The sequence below is a fragment of the Mesorhizobium sp. B263B2A genome (assembly GCF_020165775.1).
GTDB classification, from domain to species: Bacteria; Pseudomonadota; Alphaproteobacteria; order Rhizobiales; family Rhizobiaceae; genus Mesorhizobium; species Mesorhizobium opportunistum.
Genome location: NZ_JAIUIU010000033.1, coordinates 1 through 20,229, shown reverse-complemented (window position 1 = coordinate 20,229; position 20,229 = coordinate 1). Strand labels below are relative to the sequence as shown.

Annotated in this window: 18 protein-coding genes; 11 read left to right on the top strand and 7 right to left on the bottom strand. The window is 64.5% G+C overall.

The features are described from left to right. Positions 1–16 precede the first annotated feature (16 nt). From LB568_RS30135 to LB568_RS30110, 6 genes are all read right to left on the bottom strand, one after another. On the bottom strand, positions 17–367 hold the full coding sequence (locus LB568_RS30135) for a cupin domain-containing protein (protein ID WP_224732060.1): 351 nt from the start codon (positions 365–367) through the stop codon (positions 17–19). A gap of 227 nt (positions 368–594) precedes the next feature. Then, complete coding sequence (locus LB568_RS30130) at positions 595–1,869, bottom strand: glycosyltransferase (RefSeq protein WP_224732059.1); 1,275 nt, start codon at positions 1,867–1,869, stop codon at positions 595–597. Positions 1,870–1,882: 13 nt separating this feature from the next. After that, complete coding sequence (locus tag LB568_RS30125) at positions 1,883–2,956, bottom strand: ABC transporter ATP-binding protein (RefSeq protein ID WP_224732058.1); 1,074 nt, start codon at positions 2,954–2,956, stop codon at positions 1,883–1,885. After that, positions 2,953–3,744, bottom strand: coding sequence for an ABC transporter permease (locus LB568_RS30120; RefSeq protein WP_224732057.1), 792 nt, complete (start codon positions 3,742–3,744; stop codon positions 2,953–2,955). Before LB568_RS30120 ends, LB568_RS30125 begins: the two co-directional genes overlap by 4 nt. A 186-nt stretch (positions 3,745–3,930) precedes the next feature. Next, the gene (locus LB568_RS30115; protein WP_224689351.1) at positions 3,931–4,773 is read right to left on the bottom strand and encodes an ABC transporter permease; all 843 of its coding nucleotides are present in this window, start codon (positions 4,771–4,773) and stop codon (positions 3,931–3,933) included. A gap of 226 nt (positions 4,774–4,999) precedes the next feature. Next, positions 5,000–6,064 carry a spermidine/putrescine ABC transporter substrate-binding protein gene (locus tag LB568_RS30110; RefSeq protein ID WP_224732056.1) on the bottom strand — a complete coding sequence of 355 codons (1,065 nt, stop codon included), beginning with the start codon at positions 6,062–6,064 and terminating at the stop codon, positions 5,000–5,002. 250 nt (positions 6,065–6,314) lie between these two features. Here LB568_RS30110 and LB568_RS30105 point away from each other — a divergent pair, with 250 nt between their 5' ends. From LB568_RS30105 to LB568_RS30090, 4 genes are read left to right on the top strand one after another with little or no spacing between them, the layout of a single operon-like run. Further along, positions 6,315–7,253: a GntR family transcriptional regulator gene (locus LB568_RS30105; RefSeq protein WP_140572963.1), complete on the top strand. Its 939-nt coding sequence runs from the start codon at positions 6,315–6,317 to the stop codon at positions 7,251–7,253. A 10-nt stretch (positions 7,254–7,263) separates the two neighbouring features. Continuing rightward, positions 7,264–8,547: a nucleotide disphospho-sugar-binding domain-containing protein gene (locus LB568_RS30100; protein WP_224732055.1), complete on the top strand. Its 1,284-nt coding sequence runs from the start codon at positions 7,264–7,266 to the stop codon at positions 8,545–8,547. A 5-nt stretch (positions 8,548–8,552) separates the two neighbouring features. Continuing rightward, a complete protein-coding gene (locus LB568_RS30095) occupies positions 8,553–9,923 on the top strand; it encodes a glutamine synthetase family protein (RefSeq protein ID WP_224732054.1) in 1,371 nt (456 codons plus the stop codon). A gap of 2 nt (positions 9,924–9,925) precedes the next feature. Next, entirely contained in the window at positions 9,926–11,227 is a 1,302-nt protein-coding gene (locus tag LB568_RS30090) for an NAD(P)/FAD-dependent oxidoreductase (protein WP_224732053.1), read from the top strand. Between the two features lie 213 nt (positions 11,228–11,440). Here the strand turns inward: LB568_RS30090 and LB568_RS30085 are convergent, their stop codons facing one another. Further along, on the bottom strand, positions 11,441–12,211 hold the full coding sequence (locus LB568_RS30085; protein WP_224732052.1) for an IclR family transcriptional regulator: 771 nt from the start codon (positions 12,209–12,211) through the stop codon (positions 11,441–11,443). Between the two features lie 118 nt (positions 12,212–12,329). On the opposite strand from LB568_RS30085, the gene LB568_RS30080 reads away from it, so the two are divergent. The 7 genes from LB568_RS30080 to LB568_RS30050 all read left to right on the top strand — a co-directional run bounded on the left by LB568_RS30080 (position 12,330) and on the right by LB568_RS30050 (position 20,140). After that, positions 12,330–13,187, top strand: coding sequence for a CoA transferase subunit A (locus LB568_RS30080; RefSeq protein ID WP_224732051.1), 858 nt, complete (start codon positions 12,330–12,332; stop codon positions 13,185–13,187). Continuing rightward, entirely contained in the window at positions 13,184–13,990 is an 807-nt protein-coding gene (locus LB568_RS30075; protein WP_224732050.1) for a CoA-transferase subunit beta, read from the top strand. The genes LB568_RS30080 and LB568_RS30075 overlap by 4 nt, the downstream gene beginning before the upstream one ends. A 1-nt stretch (position 13,991) precedes the next feature. Continuing rightward, positions 13,992–15,197 (top strand): 3-oxoadipyl-CoA thiolase, encoded by a 1,206-nt coding sequence (gene pcaF, locus LB568_RS30070; protein WP_224732082.1) that lies wholly within the window; start codon positions 13,992–13,994, stop codon positions 15,195–15,197. A gap of 151 nt (positions 15,198–15,348) precedes the next feature. Further along, the gene (locus LB568_RS30065; protein ID WP_140572970.1) at positions 15,349–16,380 is read left to right on the top strand and encodes a BMP family protein; all 1,032 of its coding nucleotides are present in this window, start codon (positions 15,349–15,351) and stop codon (positions 16,378–16,380) included. Between the two features lie 252 nt (positions 16,381–16,632). Beyond that, a complete protein-coding gene (locus LB568_RS30060) occupies positions 16,633–18,144 on the top strand; it encodes an ABC transporter ATP-binding protein (RefSeq protein WP_224732049.1) in 1,512 nt (503 codons plus the stop codon). Next, entirely contained in the window at positions 18,144–19,199 is a 1,056-nt protein-coding gene (locus LB568_RS30055; protein ID WP_224732048.1) for an ABC transporter permease, read from the top strand. The genes LB568_RS30060 and LB568_RS30055 overlap by 1 nt, the downstream gene beginning before the upstream one ends. Next, entirely contained in the window at positions 19,196–20,140 is a 945-nt protein-coding gene (locus tag LB568_RS30050) for an ABC transporter permease (protein ID WP_224732047.1), read from the top strand. The genes LB568_RS30055 and LB568_RS30050 overlap by 4 nt, the downstream gene beginning before the upstream one ends. Positions 20,141–20,229 lie beyond the last annotated feature (89 nt).

Below are 20,229 nucleotides of genomic sequence, written 5' to 3'. Positions count from 1 at the left end.
TTCGGGACCATGCTTCTCACGCCAGCATATAGACGTTGCGCATGGTCTCATGCACCGTGCACTCGCCCGTCCAGCCGGCGGGAAACATGACCACGGTTCCCCTGGAGACTTCTATCATTTCGCCGACATCCGACCGGTAGGTCGCGCGGCCGGCGACGAAATGGCACAATTCATCGCGCGGGATCGAGAGCCGCCAGCGGCCGGGCGTGCAGACCCAGATGCCGGATTCCGGCTGGTTGTTCGGGCCCTTGTGCAGGAGTTTGCCGGTGGAGTGCGACGTGCCTGCCAATGCATCCGGTTGGAGGCCCCAGTCGACGAGGTCGGTGCGGGTGGAGGCTTGGTGTAGGTGCGGGGCGGAGGAGGTCATGAGTGTGCTCTGGTGGCGCGATGTTTAACGTTGATATGCCGAGCTAGGGCACCCCCCTCTGGCCTGCCGGCCATCTCCCCCCGCAAGGGGGGAGATCGGATGTTGTCTCGGCCTTCGCCAATCACCAAGGCTGCAGAGTGAGAATCGGCTGCGAAGCTGCCAATCTCCTCCCTTGCGGGGGAGATGTCCGGCAGGACAGAGGGGGGTGCTCAGGCGCGACATCTCACTCACAGCAGCGCCTCCAGCAAACCCGCCGCCTTCTCGGGCCCGTTTTGCGCGTGCATCTGCGCCGATGTCTTCGCCAGCTTCGCTTTCATGGCCGGATCGGTCAGGCAAGCCTCGATCTTCGCGACCAGCTCGGCATCGGTCCAGTCGTAGCGCGGCATGCCGAAGCCGTGGCCGGTTTCCTCGACGCGGGTGGCGTTGTCGTGGCCGTCCCAGACATAAGGCATGATGATCGCCGGTGTGCCGAAATAGAGGCACTCGGTGAACGAGTTGTTGCCGCCATGGTGAATGACGGCATCGACCTGCGGGATGACCGAGGGCTGCGGAAACCAGCTGTCGACGATGACGTTGCCGGGCACGTCCGTGTACTGGTCCTTGTAGCCGCCGACATTGACCAGAGCCCTGTAGCGCGTCTTGCCCAATGTCGCGATGATGCGCTTCAGCAGCTCGACATCGCCGGCGCCCAGGCTGCCGAAGGAGACGTAGAGCAGCGGCCCGTCATTGTTCCTGGAGAAGGTCGGCACCGTGTACGGCTTTTCGTGCCGCACGCAGCCTTCGAGATACTGGAATTTTGCCGGGTCGAGCGGATGGCGGCGCTTGAATTTTGCCGCTTCGGGGTAGAGCAGCAGGTTCAAATAGGGCGAGGCTTCGAAGAACTGGCCGATCGGATAGGGCGCCTCGCCGTTGGCGGTGAGAAAGCCGTTGAAGTCGTCATGGATCGGCTTGATCACCGCATTGAAGTGGTCGCGGTAGCGCTGGTGGCCGGCATGGTCGTTCTCGCCGCAGCCGGAGAGATGGGGCGGGATGTCCTCGTCCTCGATCTCGTTTTCCGAGCAGGAGATGACGCGCACCCACGGCTTGCCGTACTGCTTGATGGCCGGGAACAGGATGACGTTGTCGACGCAGATCACATCCGGCTTGATGGCTGAGAGAACGCGCGGCAGATCTTTCTGCGCCCATTTGGCGCTGTCGACGATCGCCGTCCAGCAATCCTTGACGTAGTTGTCGACCTGGTCGTAGGGCGATTTGCGGAAGTTCGGGATATGGCCGTTGATGAAATCCTCCCAGAATTTCGCCATCTGCTCGGGCGGCATCGGCTCCGACAGGTTCACCGGATGCGCCTCGAAGCCGTAGCCCTTGTAGACATCGACGAAGCCGGGGTCGGACAGGAACACCGCCTTGTGGCCGCGCGCTTCGACTGCCTGGGCGATGCCGACGGAATTGAGCGCCGGGCCGTAGGCGGCCTCTGGAAAGAACGCGATCGTCTTCTGCGCCATCAGGCTTCTCCTGTTATTCTGCGAAAATTCTGACATCGGCGGCATCCCAGCCGAGTTCGACCTGGTCGCCTGACGAAACCGGCCGGCGGTCGGCGGCATCGGCGGTGACGCGCACCAGGAACTGTTTGGACGACAGCGGCGTGCGGACATGTAGTTGCAAGTCGAGCCCCTGGTAGGCCAGCGCCTCGACCGTGCCGGTGGTGCGGTTGGCGGTGTCTGCCGACGGGAACAGTCGGATGCGTTCGGGCCGCACCGAGGCCACCGCTGCTGCGCCTGACGTGAGTGCGGCGGGGAGCTTGCCGGCGATGCGCGCGCCATTGGTGGCCATTACGCCGTCGGCGACTGCCTTGCCCGGCACGAAATTCATCACGCCGATGAAATCGGCGACGAAGCGATCCGCCGGATGTTCGTAAACCGCATGCGGCGTGTCGCATTGCAGCAACTTGCCGTCCTTCAGCACCGCCATGCGGTCGGCCATGACAAGCGATTCCTCCTGGTCGTGGGTGACGATGACGAAAGTGATGCCGACCTCGTGCTGCAGGCGCTTCAATTCCAATTGCATGGCGCCGCGCAGCTTCTTGTCGAGCGCACCGAGCGGCTCATCGAGCAGCAGCAGCCTTGGCCGCTTGACCAGGGCACGGGCGAGCGCGACGCGCTGCTTCTGGCCGCCGGACAATTGCTCCGGCTTGCGGTCGGCGAAGGGGACGAGTTCGGTAGTCGCCAGGATGGCGTCGACGCGGGAGCGGATCTCTCTAGCCGGCAAACGCTCCATCTCCAGGCCATAGGAGACATTGGCCCGAACGCTCATATGCGGGAACAGCGCGTAGGACTGGAACATTAGGTTGACGGGCCGCTTGTTCGGCGGCGTCCGGGCAATGTCGCGGCCGTCGAGCAGGATACGGCCGTCATTTGGCGTCTCGAAGCCGGCCAGCATGCGCAAGAGCGTGGTCTTGCCGCAGCCGGAGGGCCCGAGCAGCGCGAAGAACTCGTTCTCGCGGATTTCGAGCGAGATGCCGTCGACGGCGGTGACGCGGCCGAAATTCTTCGACACATGATCGATGGCCAGCAGCGTGCGCGCTTCGCTCATTGGCCGATCAATCCCCTGTTGAGCCGCTGCGACAGGGTGAGCGCGGTGATCGAGACCGCCATGACGATGGTGGCCAGCGCGTTGATCTCCGGAGTGATGCCGAAGCGGATCATGGCGTAGATCTGCATCGGCAATGTCGTCGAGGCGCGGCCGGCTCCGGCGGTGAAGAAGGCGATGATGAACTCGTCGACCGACAGCGTGAAGGCGAGCAGCGCGCCGGCGATCACCGCCGGCAGAATGACCGGCAAGGTCACCCGCCGGAACGTCGTGAGCGCGGAGGCGCCGAGATCGGCAGAGGCTTCGACGATCGACCAGTCGAAGCTCTTCAGCCTTGCGCGCACGACGGAGCAGACGAAGGCGAGGTTGAAGACGACATGGGCGAGGATGATGGTGTGCAGGCCCATGGTCAAATTGAGCATGGAGAAGAACGACAGCAGCGCGATCGCCAGCACGATGTCGGGGATGATCATCGGCGCGAAGATCAGCGCTTCGAGCCCCTTGCCGTACTGCCGGCGCATCTCGACGCCGATCGCCAGCAGCGTGCCAAGCAAGGTGGCGATGGCTGTCGAGACCAGCGCCACGATCAACGTGTTGAGCGCGGCGGACAGGATCGCGGAGTTGTGGGCTAGCGAGGCATACCATTTCAACGAGAAGCCCGACCATGCTGTCGGCAGCCCGCCTTCGTTGAAGGACAGCGCCACCAGCACGGCGATCGGGATGTAGAGGAAGGCGAAGACGAGAACGAGGACCGTCCGCATGCTGAGAGTGCGGGTAAAGGATTGATTCATCTCGAACCTCCGGTTGCTTGGAGCCGAGTGAACGAGCTGCGTCCTTCTCCCCGTTCACGGGGAGAAGATGCCGGCAGGCAGATGAGGGGCAGCGCTGAGCATGGCAAAGACAGGCGCCGCCCCTCATCCGCCCCTTCGGGGCACCTTCTCCCCGTAAACGGGGAGAAGGCAAGGATTGCGCCGCGCTCAGCCATCGGAATTGCCTTTCGCCTCAGCCGCACGCCCCGAGGCGCGGTCGGCGGCGAGCGCCTGTGCCATCAGCACGAGAAGCATGATGGCGATCAGCGCCATGGCGAGTGCGGCACCGAAGGGCCAGTCATTGGCGGTGAGGAACTGGTCGTAGACGAGGTTGCCGATCATCTGGAAGCGGCCGCCGCCGAGCAGGGCCGGGGTGACGAAATTGCCGATCGACAGCACGAAGACGAAGACCGCGCCGGCGGCAATGCCGGGCACTGTCAGCGGCAAGATGACACGGCGGAATGTGGTGACGGCGGAAGCGCCAAGATCGCGCGAGGCTTCGGCGAGTTCGGGGTTGAGGCGCGACAAAGGTGCGTAGCAGGCGAGAATGACGAAGGGCAAATAGTTGTAGACAAGGCCGGCGATGACGGCGCCTTCCGTGTAGAGCATCGATGGCGGTTCGCCGGTGTAGCCGAACCAGCGCAAGAGCTGCGTGATCAGCCCCTCGCGGTTGAGCAGCACGATCCAGGCATAGGTGCGGATCAGGTAGTTGGACCAGAATGGCAGCACGGCGAAGAACAGGAACACCGGCTGCCACCGGCGCGGTGCCGCCGCGATCGCGTAGGCGGCGGCATAGCCGATCACCACCGCGATGAGCGTCGCTGTGCCGGCGATGCGCGCCGATTTCAGGAAGATGCCGGCATAGAGCGGGTCGAAGACCAGCCCGAAATTCTCCAGCGTGAAAGTGTAGTCTATGCCGCCATAGATGCCGCGCCGAAAGAAGGCGAGCGCCAGCACCAGCGCGCAGGGAACCACCATCAGCGCGGTCAACCAGACCAGCGCCGGGGCCATCAGCAGGGCGCTGCGGGAGGGGAAGTGTTTCACGAAGCGCCCCCCTCTGCCCTGCCGGGCATCTCCCCCTCAAGGGGGGAGATTGGCTGTGGCATCGCCTTCGTCAATCTCCAATGCTTAAGGGCGAGCGGAACATCAGAACTGCTGATCTCCCCCCTTGAGGGGGAGATGGCCGGCAGGCCAGAGGGGGGCGCCATGGAACGCACGCCTAATTCAAGACTAACGCCTACTGCGCGGCCTTGATCTCGCTGACGATCTTGGAATAGTCGCGCTGGGCTTCGCCGACGTCGCGCAGCTGCTCGAACTTGACGAGGTCGGCCACCGGCATCGCGATGTTGGGGAACTTTGCCAGGAAGTCTGCCGGCAGGCTCTCCATCGCCGGCTTGTTCGGCACCTTGTAGTCGATGTTCTGCGCCGCCCAGGCGTGGTTCTTGGCATCGAGCATGAAGTTGATGAACTGGAAGGCGGCGTCCTTGTTGGCGGAAGCCTTCATCACCACCATCGTGTCGACCCAGAGATCCGAACCTTCCTTGGGAATGACGTATTTGATCTCGGGCTTGTCGGCGATGCCGTAGTTGCACCAGCCGTCCCAGGCCTGCACCATCAAGGCCTCGCCGGACACCAGCTTGGAATAGAAGGTGGTGTCGTCATAGGCGAGCAGGGTCTTCTTGGCCGAGATCAAGAGGTCCTTGACCTCGGCCATCTTGGCCGGGTCGGTCTCGTTGACGGAAAACCCCTTGTCGAGCTGACCGGCGGCGAGCAGCCAGCGATCAGTCGCCAGCATGGTGGTCTTGCCCTTCAACTCGTCGGAGGGCGCCAACAGGTCGCTCCAGCTCGTCGGCGCCACCTTCATCAGGTCCGAGCGGTAGCAAAGGCCCGTCGTGCCCCAGGTGTAAGGCACGGAGAAAGTGTTGCCGACATCGTGCGGCAGCTTGGTCGCTTCCGGGTAGAGGTTCGCGAGGTTCGGGATCTTGGCGTGGTCCATCGGCTCGGTCAGGCCAAGCTTGTTCAGCACTTCGGCGAAGGGCGAGGAGACGAAGACCACGTCATAGCCCTTGCCGCCGGCGGCGATGAGCTTGCCCATGATTTCTTCATTGGTGGCGTGCACCACCACTTCGCCGGAAACGCCGGTCGCGGTCTTGAAGGCGGCCATGGCGTCGGGCGCCATGTAGCCGTCCCAGTTGGAAATGACGAGGTCGGCGGCGACAGCCGGCACCGACAGTGCCAGGGCAAGGCCGAGTGCGATTGAAGAGACCTTGAGCGCACGGCGCCGCGGGCTGGTAGCGGTCATGGCAGACTCCCATTCGGGTTGATCGTCGAATTCTGTGTTGGACCCGGCGCGATCCGTCTCGCGGCTCCGATCCTGTTCCCTCGGTCTTTTTCCTGCCGATTGCCTTCACAGTACTATTGCAGAAAAAAGTACGTCAATCCATAATTTGACAAGTGACCGAGGAATCTGGGCGACCGAGCAATCCAGCCGATTGCGTCCGGGAAGCCGATCGGTCAAACCATGTGGTCACGTCCGCCCATCGAGACTAGTCATGCAAGCCGCAACCCGACGACCTCGCACCAACCACCTCGACCTGGCGCAGCGCATCCTGGATGTGGCCCGCCAGCGCGGCTTCGAACCGGGCGCACGGCTGCCCGAACAGCAAATCGCCTCGCTGTGCAATGTCTCGCGCACGCCGGTGCGGGCGGCACTCAGCCTGCTCGCGGAGCGGGGTGTCGTGCGCTGGCAGGCCGATACCGGCTATCATCTGGCCGTCGACCTCGCCGCGCAGCCGGCCATATCGGCCGAGCTGCCCATTACCGAGGAAGACGAGCTTGCCGAAGCGATCCTGCGCGACCGGTCGGCGCGCAGGCTGGACCAGACGGTGACCGCCGCCGGGTTGATGCGACGGTACAGCGCCGAGAGAAAGACGGTACTAAAAGCGCTTAATAAACTGACGGAAGAGAATCTGCTCGATCGTGCGCCGGGCCAGTCCTGGCTTTTCCGCCGCACGCCGGATGATCCGGAGGCGCAAGGCGAAAGCTACGAGTTCCGCCTGCTGCTGGAGCCGGCGGCGATCCTGACGCCCGGCTTCCGGCTCGACGGCGCGCGGGCGGCGGCGTTGCGCCAGGGCATGGACGCGCTGTCGGCGCTGCCGGATGCCGCGTTCGATACGCGCGAGTTCCAGCGGCTGGACATCGATTTCCATGGCATGATCGCCGAGGGCAGCGCCAACCGCTTCGTCGCCGATGCGCTGGCCGATCATCTAAGGCTGCGCCGGCTGCCCGGCATCTATGCCGGCGTCAACGTGTTTAGGCTGCGGCAATCGTTGGTGGAACATTTGAACATACTCGACCATCTCGAAAGCCGGCAGTATGAGGTGGCTGCCGATCTGCTTCGCATTCACCTGCGGCTATCCCGCAACCAGCGACCGCAAGCGGCCAGCCGCGGGGCGCCCGCACTGTTCGGCATGATCAGCCGGCCGGAATGACGAGGATTAATTGACGCGCAAAGCCAGCCCGACCATCGCGCTGTTTCCCGAAGCAAGCTTCGGCGCCGCATTGAATTGCGTCGGTATCGCGCAGGCATTGCGTGCCAAGGGTGCCCGGCCCGTCTTCATCTGCCATGCCGGCTTCTCCGGCGTCTTTGCCGACTATGGTTTCCAGGAATACCAGCTGCCGACCGACGAGCCGCTGAGCGACAGCGAGCGCCAGAGCTACTGGCAGGCCTTCGTGCGCCGGCACCTGCCGCATTTCCGGCTGAGCCCGATCGACCAGCTCGAAACCTATGTCGCGCCGACATGGCAGGCGATCGTCGACACCGCTGTCAATGCCGAGGCGCCTTTGCGCCAACTGCTGGGGCGGCTGAAGCCGGACGCGATCGTGCTCGACAATGTCATCATGTTCCCGGCCATTGCCGCCGCCGGTTGTCCATGGGTGCGTGTCGTCTCCTGCGCCGAGACGGAACTGCCGGACGCTGAAGTGCCGCCCTACCTTTCGGGAATGGGTGCCGATGACCCGCAACGCGCGGCGTTCGAGGCGCGCTATCTCGCCGCCTCGGCGCCGGCGCATGATCGGTTCAACCGTTTTCGCGTGGATTCCGGCCTGGCACCGCTGCCGAAAGGCCTGTTCCTGGAGACGTCGCCCGATCTCAATCTGCTGCTGACGCCGGCAATCGTGCGCCGCGAGCGCGCCGCGCCGCTCGATCCGGAGCGCTTCGTCTATCTCGAAGGCTGCGTGCGTTCGGAAGGGCCGTTCGAAGTGCCGGTGTTCCCGCGCAACAAGGGGCCGCTGGTCTATGTCAGCTTCGGCAGCCTCGGCGCCATGGATGTCGGGCTGATCGAGCGCATGCTCGCCGTCTTCGACAGGCTGCCGGCGCGCTTCATCGTCAATGTCGGCGGGTTGCGCGACGCCTATCGCGCGGTGCCGGACAATGTCTATCTCGACGCCTGGTTTCCGCAGCCCTCGGTGGTGGCGAAGTCCGACCTGTTCATCCACCATGGCGGCAACAACAGCTTTTGCGAGGCGCTGCGCTTCGGCGTGCCGTCGCTGATCATGCCCTATTGCTGGGACGGACACGACAATGCACGCCGTGCCGAGGAGACCGGCACCGGCGACCATATCGGCCGTGACGGCTGGACCGAAGGAGTATTGGAGAGAGCCATTCTCGGCCTGCTGGCCGATGACGCCATGCGCGCCCGCCTGAAGGAAAATGCAGCCCAGATGGCGCTGAAACCCGGAACGGACGTGGCCGCGCAAGCCATACTCTCCCTGATACGGACGTGAACGAAATGCCTGACAAGAACATGAATACCGCGGCCAACGATCCCAAGGCCTGGTTGGTCCAGCACCGCATCAATGAGGTCGAATGCCTGGTGCCCGACATGAACGGCGTGCTGCGCGGCAAGGCCGTGCCGACGACAAAATTCCTCAAGGCGCTGGAAGACCGTGCGCTCTATCTGCCGAGCAGTGCCTTCCTGGTCAGCATCGACGGCCGCTATTCCGGCTCGATCGACGAGGGTTTTGCCTATTCGGACCCGGACATGCGCATGGTGCCCGACGTTTCGACGCTCAGCCTGGCGCCGGGTGCCGCCGCAGGAAAGGCCTATGTCTTCGCCGACGCCTTCCACATGGACGGCAGGCCGTGGATGGCCTCGCCACGCCATGTGCTGCGGGCCGTTCTCGACCTCTACCGCCAGCGCGGCTGGCGCGCGGTGGTGGCGCCGGAGCTTGAATTCTATCTCACCGCGCCCAACCCCGATCCGGACAAGCCGCTGACCGCCCCGATCGGCAGCAATGGCCGCGCGGAGGGCGTGCAGCATCCCTATGACATGGCCGCACTCGAGGAGTTCGAGCCGGTGATCCGCCGCATCTACGATTATGCGGCCGCCGCCGGACTGCCGCTCGACACGCTGATCCACGAATCGGGCACGGCACAGCTGGAGATCAACTTCCTGCATGGCGACGCACTGCCGTTGGCCGACAAGGTGCTTTTGTTCAAGCGGCTGACGCGGCAAGCCGCGCAGCAATGCGGCATGCACGCCACTTTCATGGCCAAGCCGATCGCCGCGCAGGCCGGCAGCTCGATGCATCTGCACATGTCCGTCATCGACGAGGCCGGCAACACGCTGTTTGCCGGCAAGGACGATGCCGACACCGAGATGTTCGGCCATTTCATAGGTGGCCTGCAGAAATACGTGCCGGAGATCATGCCGCTGTTCGCGCCCAACGTGAATTCGTTCCGCCGCATAAGGCCGAACCACAGCGCGCCGGCCAACATCGAGTGGTCGCACGACAACCGCTCCTGCGGCCTGCGCGTGCCGGCCGGCGGGCGCGCCGCGCGGCGGGTTGAGAACCGCTTGCCGGGTGCGGATTCAAACCCTTACCTGGCGATCGCCGGTTCGCTGCTTGCCGGCTATCTCGGCATCGAACAGAAACTCGCGCGCTCGGCCGAAGCGTCGGGCAATGCTTACAAGATCAAAAGCACGCTGCCGAAAACCATGGAGGAGGCGCTGGATCGTTTCGAGGCCTGTGATCCGGTGCGGAAGCTGCTCGGGGAGGACTTTTTCCAGACCTACCTGCGCGTCAAGAGCGTCGAACTCGACCTGTTCCAGGGCGTGGTGACGAGCTGGGAACGCGACCACCTTCTGCTGAAGGTGTGATCATGGCGTCCAGTTCGACGGGTTTCAATTCGGGTCTCGATATCGGCAAATCCTATTATGTCGCCACCGCCAACCCGGCGCCGGACCACCCGGCACTGGTCGGCGACGTTGATGCCGACCTGGTGGTCGTCGGCGGCGGCTGCACCGGCCTGTCGGCGGCCCTTCACGCCGCTGAGCGCGGCCTGAAGGTGGTGCTGCTCGAAGGCGGCAAGATCGGCTGGGGCGCGTCTGGCCGCAATGGCGGCCAGATGATCCCGGGCCTGCGCAAGGGCGCCAAGGGGCTGGTCAAGCTCTATGGCCCCGAACGGGCGAAAGTACTGTTCGATCTCGCCTTCGAGGCCCGGGGCCTGGTGCTCGACATCATCGAGCGCCATGCCATCGATTGCGATCTCAGGCTGACCGGCCATCTGGTCGGCGCGGTCAACGGTTCCGACCTCAGGGATCTGGAAGAAGAAGCCAAGTGCCTCGACAGTGTGATGAAGTTCCGCGATGTCGAGATCCTGTCGGCTGCGGAGGCCCGGGCCAAGGTCGACACGCCCTATCACGGCGCGATGTACGAGCCGCTCGGCGGCCACATGCATCCGCTGAACTACACGCTCGGCCTTGCCCGCGCAGCCCTGGCCGCCGGCGTCGTCATCCATGAGAATTCGGTGGCCGTGAAGCTGGAGCGCGAACCTTCGATCCGGGTCTCGACATCGAAGGGATCGGTGCGGGCCAAGCATGTCGTGCTGGCGGGCGATGCGCTGCTCAACGGGCTGGAGCCGCGCGTCAACAGCCGCATCATGCCTGTCGGAAACTACATCGTCGCCACCGAGCCGCTGGAAGGCGCGCGCAACGTCATTCCGACCAATGTCGCGGTGTCCGACACACGCTTCGTCGTCAACTATTACCGCATGTCGGCGGATGGCCGGCTGCTGTTCGGCGGCGGCGAGCGCTATACGCCATCGCCGCCGGCCGACATTGCCGGCTTCGTACGGCCGCACATGGAAGCCACGTTCCCGCAGCTCAAGGGCTGCCGCATTGACCATGCCTGGGGCGGGCTGGTGTCGGTGACCACATCGCGACTGCCGCATGTCGGGCATTATGGCGAGGTCTATTTCGCGCACGGCTATTCCGGCAAGGGCGTCATCCTGTCGACGCTGTCGGGCAAGCTTTTGGCCGAAGCGATCACTGGCGATGCGTCACGGCTCGATTTGTTCTCGACGCTGACCCCGATGCCGTTCCCCGGCGGCACGGCGCTGCGCGGGCCGCTCTATGTGCTGGGCATGCTGTGGTACGCGATGCGGGACCGGATCAAGCATTGAGGCTTGTGAGATGGCGGGCCAGCACCCCCCTCTGTCCTGCCGGACATCTCCCCCGCAAAGGGGGAGATCAGCTGTTATCTCGGGTTTCGCCAATCTAAACTGTTGTAAGGTGAGCGCAGCGCCGAACCTGCCAATCTCCCCCTTTGCGGGGGAGATGGCCGGCAGGCCAGAGGGGGGTGCTGGCCCGCCGACGTTGAAGGTTGGCAAGTCCTCTTAAACGACGAAAAAATCTTCAATCCGCTGCCTGGCCTCAAGCAGCGCCGGCAGGATCTCCCGTTCCATCTCGGCGACAGAAAATCGCGCCGATTGCGTCGACACGTTGATGGCCGCGACCATGCTCTCTGAGCGGTCGCGGATGGGCACGGCTATCGAGCGCAGGCCGAGTTCCAGTTCCTCGTCGACGATGGCAAAGCCCTCGGCCTTCGCCTTGCCGATTGCCTCGGCCAGCAATTTCTTGTCGGTGATCGTCTTCGGCGTGCGTCTCTCGACGGTTGCCTGGCGGAGGAACGCGTCCAATTCCCCTGGTGTCAGGCCGCCCAGCAGGATGCGTCCCATCGAGGTGCAATAGGCCGGCAGCCTGGTGCCGACATCGAGCGACACGCTGAGGATGCGGCGGCCGGGAATGCGGGCGACATAGACGACATCCGGGCCCGACAGGATCGCCGCTGAGCAGGCCTCGTTCAGCTGTGCCGCAACAGCACGCATGATGGGCGCGGCGAAGCTCCACAGCGAGCCACCGCCGAGCCAGGTGCGGGCGACGGTCAGCAGGCGCGGCGACAGAGAGAACACGCGGCCATCCTGGGTGGCGTAGCCGGTCGCAACCAGCGTCAGCAGGAAGCGGCGGGCGCCGGCACGGGTCAGGCCGGCCTCCTCCGCCATTTCGGTCAGCGTCATGCCCTGGGGGTGACGCGCCAGGATCTCCATGACGGCAAGGCCGCGCTCGAGCGAGCCGACATGGTCACGAGAAACAGTTTCTTCGTCCATCAGGCCTCCACGGAAGGTACCGTTGCCGAGCTTGACTCCGCATCTTCAACCAGCTTAGAAAGTATCACATATTAAACATATGTTCGCAATACGAACTTTTCGAACCGGAGCCGATGCGATGGTCAAGTTCCTGCCGCTCAAACAGGCCGTTGCGGAGAACCTCAACAATGGCGACTCCGTCGCCTTCGAGGGCTTCACCCATCTGATCCCGACGGCTGCGGCGCATGAGGCGATCCGCCAGGGTTTTTCCGACCTGACCCTGATCCGCATGACGCCGGATCTGATCTATGACCAGATGATCGGCATGGGCATGGCCAAGAAGATCATCTTCTCCTATGTCGGCAATCCCGGCGTCGGTCTGCTGCGGCGCGCCCGTGACGCCATCGAGAACAGTTTTCCGAGACCCATTGAGGTCGAGGAGCACAGCCATGCCGGCATGGCCAATGCCTATGAGGCGGGTGCTGCCGGTCTGCCCTGCGCGGTGTTCCGCGGCTATCGCGGCGCGGGCCTTGCGGCGGTCAATCCGAACATCAAATCGGTCACGTGCCCGTTCACAGGCGAGGTGCTGGCCGCCGTTCCCTCGATCCGGCCCGACGTCACCTTCATCCATGCGCAAAAGGCCGACCGGAAAGGCAATGTGCTGGTCGAGGGTATCATCGGCATCCAGAAGGAAGCGGTGTTGGCGGCTGGCCGAGCGGTGGTGACGGTGGAGGAGGTGGTGGACAATTTCGACGACCTGCACCCCAATCTGACCGTGCTGCCGCGCTGGACCATCGAGGCGATTTCCGTCGTGCCCGGCGGATCGCATCCATCCTACGCGCATGGTTATTATGCGCGCGACAATGCCGCCTATCTCGAATGGGACGAGATCGCCGCCGATCGGGAAAAGTTCCAAGCCTGGATGCAGGCGAACGTCATTGAGAAAAGCGCCGACGATTTCGCCGGACGTGTCGAGCATCTGAGGAAAGCGGCATGAGCGACACTCCATTGGGCTTGGGCTTCACCCCGAACGAGATGATGACCATTGCCGCCAGCCGTGCGCTCACAAATGACGATGTCTGCTTCGTCGGCATCGGCGCGCCGTCGGCCGCCTGCAATGTGGCGCGGCTGACGCATGCGCCTGATATCACGCTGATCTACGAAAGCGGCACGATCGGCACCGCGCCCGACGTTCTGCCGCTCTCGATCGGCGATGGCGAATTGTGCGAGACCGCGGTCACCACGGTCGCGGTGCCGGAGATGTTCCGCTACTGGCTGCAGGGCGGCCGCATTTCGATCGGCTTCCTCGGTGCGGCGCAGCTCGACAAGTTCGGCAACATCAACACCACGGTCATCGGCGATTATTTCCACCCGAAGACCCGGCTGCCCGGCGGCGGCGGGGCACCGGAGATCGCGACCTCGTCGAAGGAGATCTACATCACCATGGCGCAGAGCAAGCGCGGCATGGTCGAGAAGATCGACTTCTTCACTTCCTTCGGCCATGGCGAGGGCGGCGATCATCGCAAGCGCTTCGGCATCGACACGGCTGGGCCAACCTTGCTGATCACCGATCTCGCCATCTGGAAGCCGGACCCGGTGACCAAGGAGTTCACCGTCGTTTCGCTGCATCCGGGTGTCTCGCGCCAGCAGGTGCAGGAGAGCTGTGGCTGGGTGGTTAAGTTCGCGGAGGCGCTTGACGAAACCCCAGCGCCAAGCGAACTCGAACTCAAGACATTGCGCGACCTGCAGGCCCGCACCAAGGCGGCGCATGAAGGAACCGGAAAAACAAAGGCTGCATGACATGGCCGAGGCCTATATCTGCGATTACATCCGCACGCCGATCGGCCGCTTCGGCGGTTCGCTGTCCTCGGTGCGATCAGACGATCTCGGCGCCATTCCGCTGAAGGCGTTGGTCGCGCGCAACACCGGCATCGACTGGCAGGCTGTCGACGATGTCGTCTATGGCTGCGCCAACCAGGCCGGCGAGGACAACCGCAACGTGGCGCGTATGGCGCTGCTCTTGGCCGGGCTGCCGAAGGAAATCCCGGGCTCGACCGTCAACCGGCTGTGCGGCTCCGGCATGGATGCGCTGACCATCGCGGCGCGAGCCATCAAGGCCGGCGAGGCGGAATTGATGATCGCCGGCGGTGTCGAATCGATGAGCCGCGCCCCCTTCGTCATGCCGAAGGCCGACACGGCGTTTTCGCGCAACGCGGAGATCTACGACACCACCATCGGCTGGCGCTTCGTCAACCCGGTGATGAAGAAGCAGTATGGCGTCGATTCCATGCCGGAGACCGGCGAGAATGTGGCGGAAGACTTCGCCATCTCCCGCGCGGAACAGGATGCTTTTGCCGTGCGCAGCCAGGACAAGGCGGTCGCCGCACAGGCCAATGGCCGGCTGGCCAAGGAGATCACGGAGGTGACGATCCCGCAGCGCAAGGGCGATGCACTCATTGTCAGCAAAGACGAGCATCCCCGTGCCGGCACCACGGTCGAGACGCTGGCCAAATTGCCGACGCCGTTTCGCCAAGGCGGCACGGTGACGGCCGGCAATGCGTCCGGCGTCAATGACGGGGCAGCGGCGCTGATCGTCGCCTCCGAGACCGCTGCAAAAAAATACGGCCTGACGCCGATCGCCCGCATCCTTGGCGGGGCCGCTGCCGGTGTGGCACCACGCATCATGGGCATCGGCCCGGTGCCGGCGACGCAAAAGCTTTGCGCGCGGCTCGGGCTGACGCCGCAACAGTTCGACGTCATCGAGCTCAACGAGGCTTTTGCTTCGCAAGGCATTGCCGTGCTGCGTGAGCTCGGCATCGCCGAGGATGCAGCGCACGTCAACCCGAATGGCGGCGCCATCGCGCTCGGCCATCCCCTGGGCATGTCCGGCGCCCGCATCTCCGGTACCGCTGCGCTGGAGCTGCGCGAACGCGGCGGCCGCTACGGCCTGGCCACCATGTGCATCGGCGTCGGCCAGGGCATCGCCATCGCGCTCGAACGGGCTTGACCGCAGGTTTCTCGGCTGGCCAGGATCAAGACCGGATTGGGCACGCCATCAAATTTGACCATGTGGACAAAAGTCCGGACCCGTTCCATAGTTCCCCGTCTGATTTTTAGAACAGCCGGCTCGACACGGCTGTCGAACAGAGGGGACTGCAATGGATAACCGGAAGAACAAATCTCATTCCGCCCGCGAAGGTCTGTCGCGACGCAATGTGCTTGAGCTCGGCGCGCTTGGCCTGGCCGCGGCCATGCTGCCGGGTGCCGCCTTCGCCAAGGACAAAAAACTGAAGGTGGCGGCGATCTTCGCCACGCCGATCGAGGAGCCGTGGGACAACCAGATCCACGTCGCCCTGCAGAAGGCCGAGAAGGAACTCGGCATCGAATACAAATGGTCCGAGAAAGTGCAGACCGCCGATTTCAGCCGCGTCATGCGCGAATATGCGCAAGGCGGCTATCAGCTGGTGCTGGGCGATGCCTTCGCCGCCGAGCGCGAATCGCGCCGCACCGCCAAGCAATTCCCGAAGACCGCCTGGCTGTTCGGCTCGGGCGCCGGTCCCGCCGATCCCAATTTCGGCGTCTTCGACAACTGGATCCACGAGCCGGCCTATCTGTCAGGCATGATCGCCGGCAAGATGTCGAAGTCGGGCACCATCGGCGCCGTCGCGGCGATGGGCATCCCGGAGGTGAACCGCCTGGTCAACGCCTTCTTCGCCGGCGCCAAGGAGGTCAATCCGAACATCAAGAAGAAGGTCGCCTTCATTGGTTCCTTCTTCGACCCGCCGAAGGCCAAGGAAGCGGCTGTCGCGCAGATCGATGCTGGCGCCGACGTTATCTACGCCGAGCGCTTCGGTGTCATCGAAGCGGCGGTGGAGAAGAAGGTGTTCGCCATCTCCAACATGTCCGACCAGTCGAGCCTCGGCCCGGACACGGTCATCACCGGCCCGGTCTGGGACATGTATCCGACGGTCGAACAGGCGATCAAGCTGGTCAAGGCCGGCGTCTTCACCGCGCAGGACTATGGCGACTTCTCGCGCATGGCCAAGGGTGGATCGTTCCTGGCGCCCTACCACAAGTTCGACAAGACGCTGCCTGCGGAGGTGAAAGACCTAGTCGAGAAGAAGAAGGCCGAGATCCTCGAAGGCAATTTCCGGGTGGATGTCGACGAGAACACGCCGGTTTCGGATTGAGTTCTGGTCTTTAGGGGTTGGTGCTAGGCGCCCCCCTCTGTCCTGCCGGACATCTCCCCCTCAAGGGGGGAGATTGGCAGCTTTGTCGGCGGCACCCTTATTCGGCGTGGAAAATTGGCGAAAGCCGAAAGTGACATCCGATCTCCCCCCTTGAGGGGGAGATGGCCGGCAGGCCAGAGGGGGGCGCCTCGCGCATCCCCATCAATCAAAGCTGGATCACAAAGCCAAGTCCGATCAGGAGTATCCTTGTCCTTGCCCGCCCCACTCATCGAAATGCGCGGCATCACCAAGAGCTTCGGCGCCGTCAAGGCGAACGAGGCTGTCGACCTCAGCGTGGCGCCCGGTGAGATCCTTGGGCTGCTGGGCGAGAACGGCGCCGGCAAGACGACGCTGATGAACGTGCTGTTCGGCGCCTATGCGCCGGATGCCGGGGAGATCCTCATCCAGGGCCGGCCGGTGCGGATCACCAGTTCGGCCGATGCGCTGGCCGTCGGCATCGGTATGGTGCACCAGCATTTTCATCTGGCGCCAAGGCTGACTGTGCTTGAGAACCTGCTGATCGGCATTCCCGGCAAGGCGGGGCGGATCGACCGAGCCGGCGGGCTGGCGCGGCTCGCCGAAATCGGCCGCCAGCACGGGCTGACGCTTAATCCCGACCTGCCGGTCTCGGCGCTGTCGGTCGGCGAGCAGCAGCGGCTCGAAATCGTCAAGGCGCTGTTTCGCGGCGCCAGGCTTTTGATCCTCGACGAACCGACCGCGGTGCTGGCGCCCAGCGAGGTCGACGGGCTGTTTTCGGCGCTGCGCTCGATGGCGGCGCAAGGGCTCGGCATCATCTTCATCTCGCACAAGCTCAACGAGGTGCGCGCGCTCACTCACCGCTGCACGGTGCTGCGGCATGGCCGTGTCGCCGGGCGCGTCGACGATCCCGCCAACACGACGTCGGCCGCCATGGCGCAACTGATGTGCGGCCACGAGATCGTGCCGCCGGCGCGGGGGCCATCGACGCCCGGTGCGGCGGTGCTGACGCTCGACGGCATTTCCACCGCGCGGCATTCGGGCACGGCGCTGCGCGGCGTATCGCTTGCCGTGCGCGGCGGCGAGATCCTCGGCATCGCCGGCGTGTCGGGCAATGGCCAACGAGCGCTGGCCGAGGTGATTTCCGGCACACGGGCGCCCGAGACCGGGCGGATGACGATAGCCGGCAAACCAGTAACACGGTTCTCCCCGCGCGAGGTGCAGTCGCTTGGCCTCGGCCGCATCCCGGAAGACCGCATGACCACCGGGCTGGTCACCAATTTGCCGCTTGCCGATTCCATGGTGCTGCCGCGCATCGGTACGGCTGCCTTCAGCAGCAAGGGCCTGCTTAAGCCGGATGCGATCCGCGCCTTTGCCGAGGCCCAGATCAAGGCCTACGATATCAGGTGTCCCGGGCCGATGACGCGCGCCGGCGTGCTGTCCGGCGGCAATCTGCAGAAGGCGCTTTTGGCGCGCGAGCTCGCTTTCGACCCGAAGGTCTTGATCGTGTCGCAACCGACGCGCGGTCTCGACATCGGTGCGGCTCGATTCATCCACGAAAAATTCCTCGACATGCGGGCCAAGGGCTGCGGCATCATCGTCATCGGCGAGGATCTCGAAGAATTGCTGGTGCTCTGCGACCGCATCGCGGTGATGTATGAGGGGCGCATCGCCGGCACGCTCGACAGCGCCGATGCGACGATCGCGCGGCTTGGGCTGATGATGACCGGGGCGGAGGGGCATAGCTGATGTTTCGCCTGGAAGTCCGCACCTCGACGCCCGCATGGTTCAATCTCGCTTTGCCGCTGCTGGCTATCGGCGCGACGCTCGTCCTGTGCAGCGGCCTGATCGCGCTGGCCGGCGCCGGCGTGATCGAGGCCTATGGCGTGATGTTCACCGCCTCGCTCGGCGACAGCTACGCGATCACCGAAACCATGGTGCGCGCGGCGCCGATGATCTTCACCGGGCTGGCGGTGGCCGTCGCCTTCCGGGCCAAATTCTGGAACATCGGCGCCGAAGGGCAATTGCTCGCCGGCGCGGTCGCCAGTTGCTTCGTCGGCGCGATCCCGATGCCGGGGCCACTCGCCATGGTCTTGATGGCGGTGGCGGGCGCCGCGGCAGGTGCTGCGGTCGCGCTGGTGCCGGCGACGCTGCGGGTCAAATTCAAGGTCGACGATGTCGTTTCCTCGCTGCTGCTCAACTCGGTCATCTACTACGCGCTGATGGCGCTGATCGAGGGGCCGTGGAAGGATAGTTTCAGCGGCTATCCGATCTCGCCGCCGATCGAGGATTCGGCTAACTTTCCGGTGCTGATAGAGGGCACGCGGCTGCATCTCGGCGTCATCGTGGCGCTGATCGCCGCGCCTTTGATCTGGTTCCTGATCGTGCGCACGACGCTCGGCTTCCGCATCCGGGTCACCGGCGAAAACCCGGAAGCGGCCCGCTATGGCGGCATCCATGTCGAGCGGGTGCTGATCTCGACGGCGCTGCTGTCGGGCGCGCTGGCCGGGCTCGCCGGCGTCGGCGAGGTTGGCGGCGTGCATTTCCAGGTGATGAGCGACATCTCGCCGGGCTATGGCTATTCCGGTATCGTCGTCGCCATGCTGGCGCGGCTCAACCCGCTCGGCGTCGTGCCGGCGGCGATCTTCCTGGCTGCCGTGATGACCGGGGCCGAGGCGATGTCGCGCTCGACCGGCGTGCCGGCCTTCCTCAGCGACGTCATCCAGGGCACCGCGCTGCTGGCCATGCTGGTGGCGCTGCTGTTCACCGCCTACCGCATCCGCCGCGTCGGAGTTGTCCGATGAGCGCGGTGTTCGAACAGATTTTTCAGGTCGGCTTCCTGGCCGCGATCATCCGCATTGCCACGCCTCTGGCCTTTGCCACGCTCGGCGAAATGTTCTCCGAGCGGGCCGGCGTGCTCAATCTCGGTATCGAGGGCATCATGCTGCTCTGCGCCATGACCGGCTTCACCGCCACCAGCCTCAGCGGCAGCCTGTGGCTCGGCGTGCTGGTGGCGGTGCTGACCGGCATGCTGATAGGCGCGCTGCACGCGCTGTTCACCGTGGCGCTGGGCTTGAGCCAGCATGTCTGCGGCATCGGCGTCACGCTGTTCTCGTCCGGCCTTGCCTATTTCCTCTACCGGCTGATCTTCGGCCAGCAATCGGTACCGCCCAGCATCAAGGGTTTCCAGACGCTGCCGATCCCGCTGCTGTCTGATATTCCGGTGATCGGGACGGCGGTGTTCAACCAGTTCGCTCTGGTCTACATGGCGATCCTTGCCATCCCGCTCGCCGCCTTCGTGCTCTACCGTACGCCATGGGGCCTGTCGGTGCGCATGGTCGGCGAGAACCCGCGTGCCGCCGATTCGGCCGGCGTCAGCGTCATCGCCACCCGCTTCCAGGCGGTCATCCTCGGCGGGGCGCTGATGGGACTGGCCGGCGCCTTCCTGTCGATGGCGCAGTTCAACGCCTTCACCTTCGGCGTGGTGTCAGGACGGGGCTGGGTTGCGATCGCACTGGTCGTCTTCGGCCGCTGGGATCCGTGGCGCTCGGCGGGCGCGGCGCTGCTGTTCGCCTTCGTCGATGCCTTGCAACTGCGCATGCAGGCGAGCGGCCTCGGGCACATCCCCTACGAGGCGTTCCTGATGCTGCCCTTCATCTTCACCATCGTTGCCATGGCCGTGATGTCGCGCAACGCGGTGGCGCCGTCGGCGCTGTTGAAGCCGTTTCGGCGGGAAGAGCGGTAGACGAGTAGGGCGTCCTTTCCTCTCCCTCCGGAGGGGGGAGAGGTGGCTCGGCGAAGCCGAGACGGAGTGGGGGAACCACGTGGCAAGCG

What these genes read in the sequence shown, in the direction of transcription:
- LB568_RS30085 (WP_224732052.1), bottom strand. Translation starts at nt 12,211, where the DNA reads ATGGACGAAGAAACTGTTTCTCGTGACCATGTCGGCTCGCTCGAGCGC.
- LB568_RS30050 (WP_224732047.1), top strand. Translation starts at nt 19,196, where the DNA reads ATGAGCGCGGTGTTCGAACAGATTTTTCAGGTCGGCTTCCTGGCCGCG.
- LB568_RS30110 (WP_224732056.1), bottom strand. Translation starts at nt 6,064, where the DNA reads ATGACCGCTACCAGCCCGCGGCGCCGTGCGCTCAAGGTCTCTTCAATC.
- LB568_RS30055 (WP_224732048.1), top strand. Translation starts at nt 18,144, where the DNA reads ATGTTTCGCCTGGAAGTCCGCACCTCGACGCCCGCATGGTTCAATCTC.
- LB568_RS30095 (WP_224732054.1), top strand. Translation starts at nt 8,553, where the DNA reads ATGCCTGACAAGAACATGAATACCGCGGCCAACGATCCCAAGGCCTGG.
- LB568_RS30065 (WP_140572970.1), top strand. Translation starts at nt 15,349, where the DNA reads ATGGATAACCGGAAGAACAAATCTCATTCCGCCCGCGAAGGTCTGTCG.
- LB568_RS30135 (WP_224732060.1), bottom strand. Translation starts at nt 367, where the DNA reads ATGACCTCCTCCGCCCCGCACCTACACCAAGCCTCCACCCGCACCGAC.
- LB568_RS30125 (WP_224732058.1), bottom strand. Translation starts at nt 2,956, where the DNA reads ATGAGCGAAGCGCGCACGCTGCTGGCCATCGATCATGTGTCGAAGAAT.
- LB568_RS30130 (WP_224732059.1), bottom strand. Translation starts at nt 1,869, where the DNA reads ATGGCGCAGAAGACGATCGCGTTCTTTCCAGAGGCCGCCTACGGCCCG.
- LB568_RS30080 (WP_224732051.1), top strand. Translation starts at nt 12,330, where the DNA reads ATGGTCAAGTTCCTGCCGCTCAAACAGGCCGTTGCGGAGAACCTCAAC.
- LB568_RS30115 (WP_224689351.1), bottom strand. Translation starts at nt 4,773, where the DNA reads ATGGCCCCGGCGCTGGTCTGGTTGACCGCGCTGATGGTGGTTCCCTGC.
- LB568_RS30120 (WP_224732057.1), bottom strand. Translation starts at nt 3,744, where the DNA reads ATGAATCAATCCTTTACCCGCACTCTCAGCATGCGGACGGTCCTCGTT.
- pcaF (WP_224732082.1), top strand. Translation starts at nt 13,992, where the DNA reads ATGGCCGAGGCCTATATCTGCGATTACATCCGCACGCCGATCGGCCGC.
- LB568_RS30105 (WP_140572963.1), top strand. Translation starts at nt 6,315, where the DNA reads ATGCAAGCCGCAACCCGACGACCTCGCACCAACCACCTCGACCTGGCG.
- LB568_RS30090 (WP_224732053.1), top strand. Translation starts at nt 9,926, where the DNA reads ATGGCGTCCAGTTCGACGGGTTTCAATTCGGGTCTCGATATCGGCAAA.
- LB568_RS30075 (WP_224732050.1), top strand. Translation starts at nt 13,184, where the DNA reads ATGAGCGACACTCCATTGGGCTTGGGCTTCACCCCGAACGAGATGATG.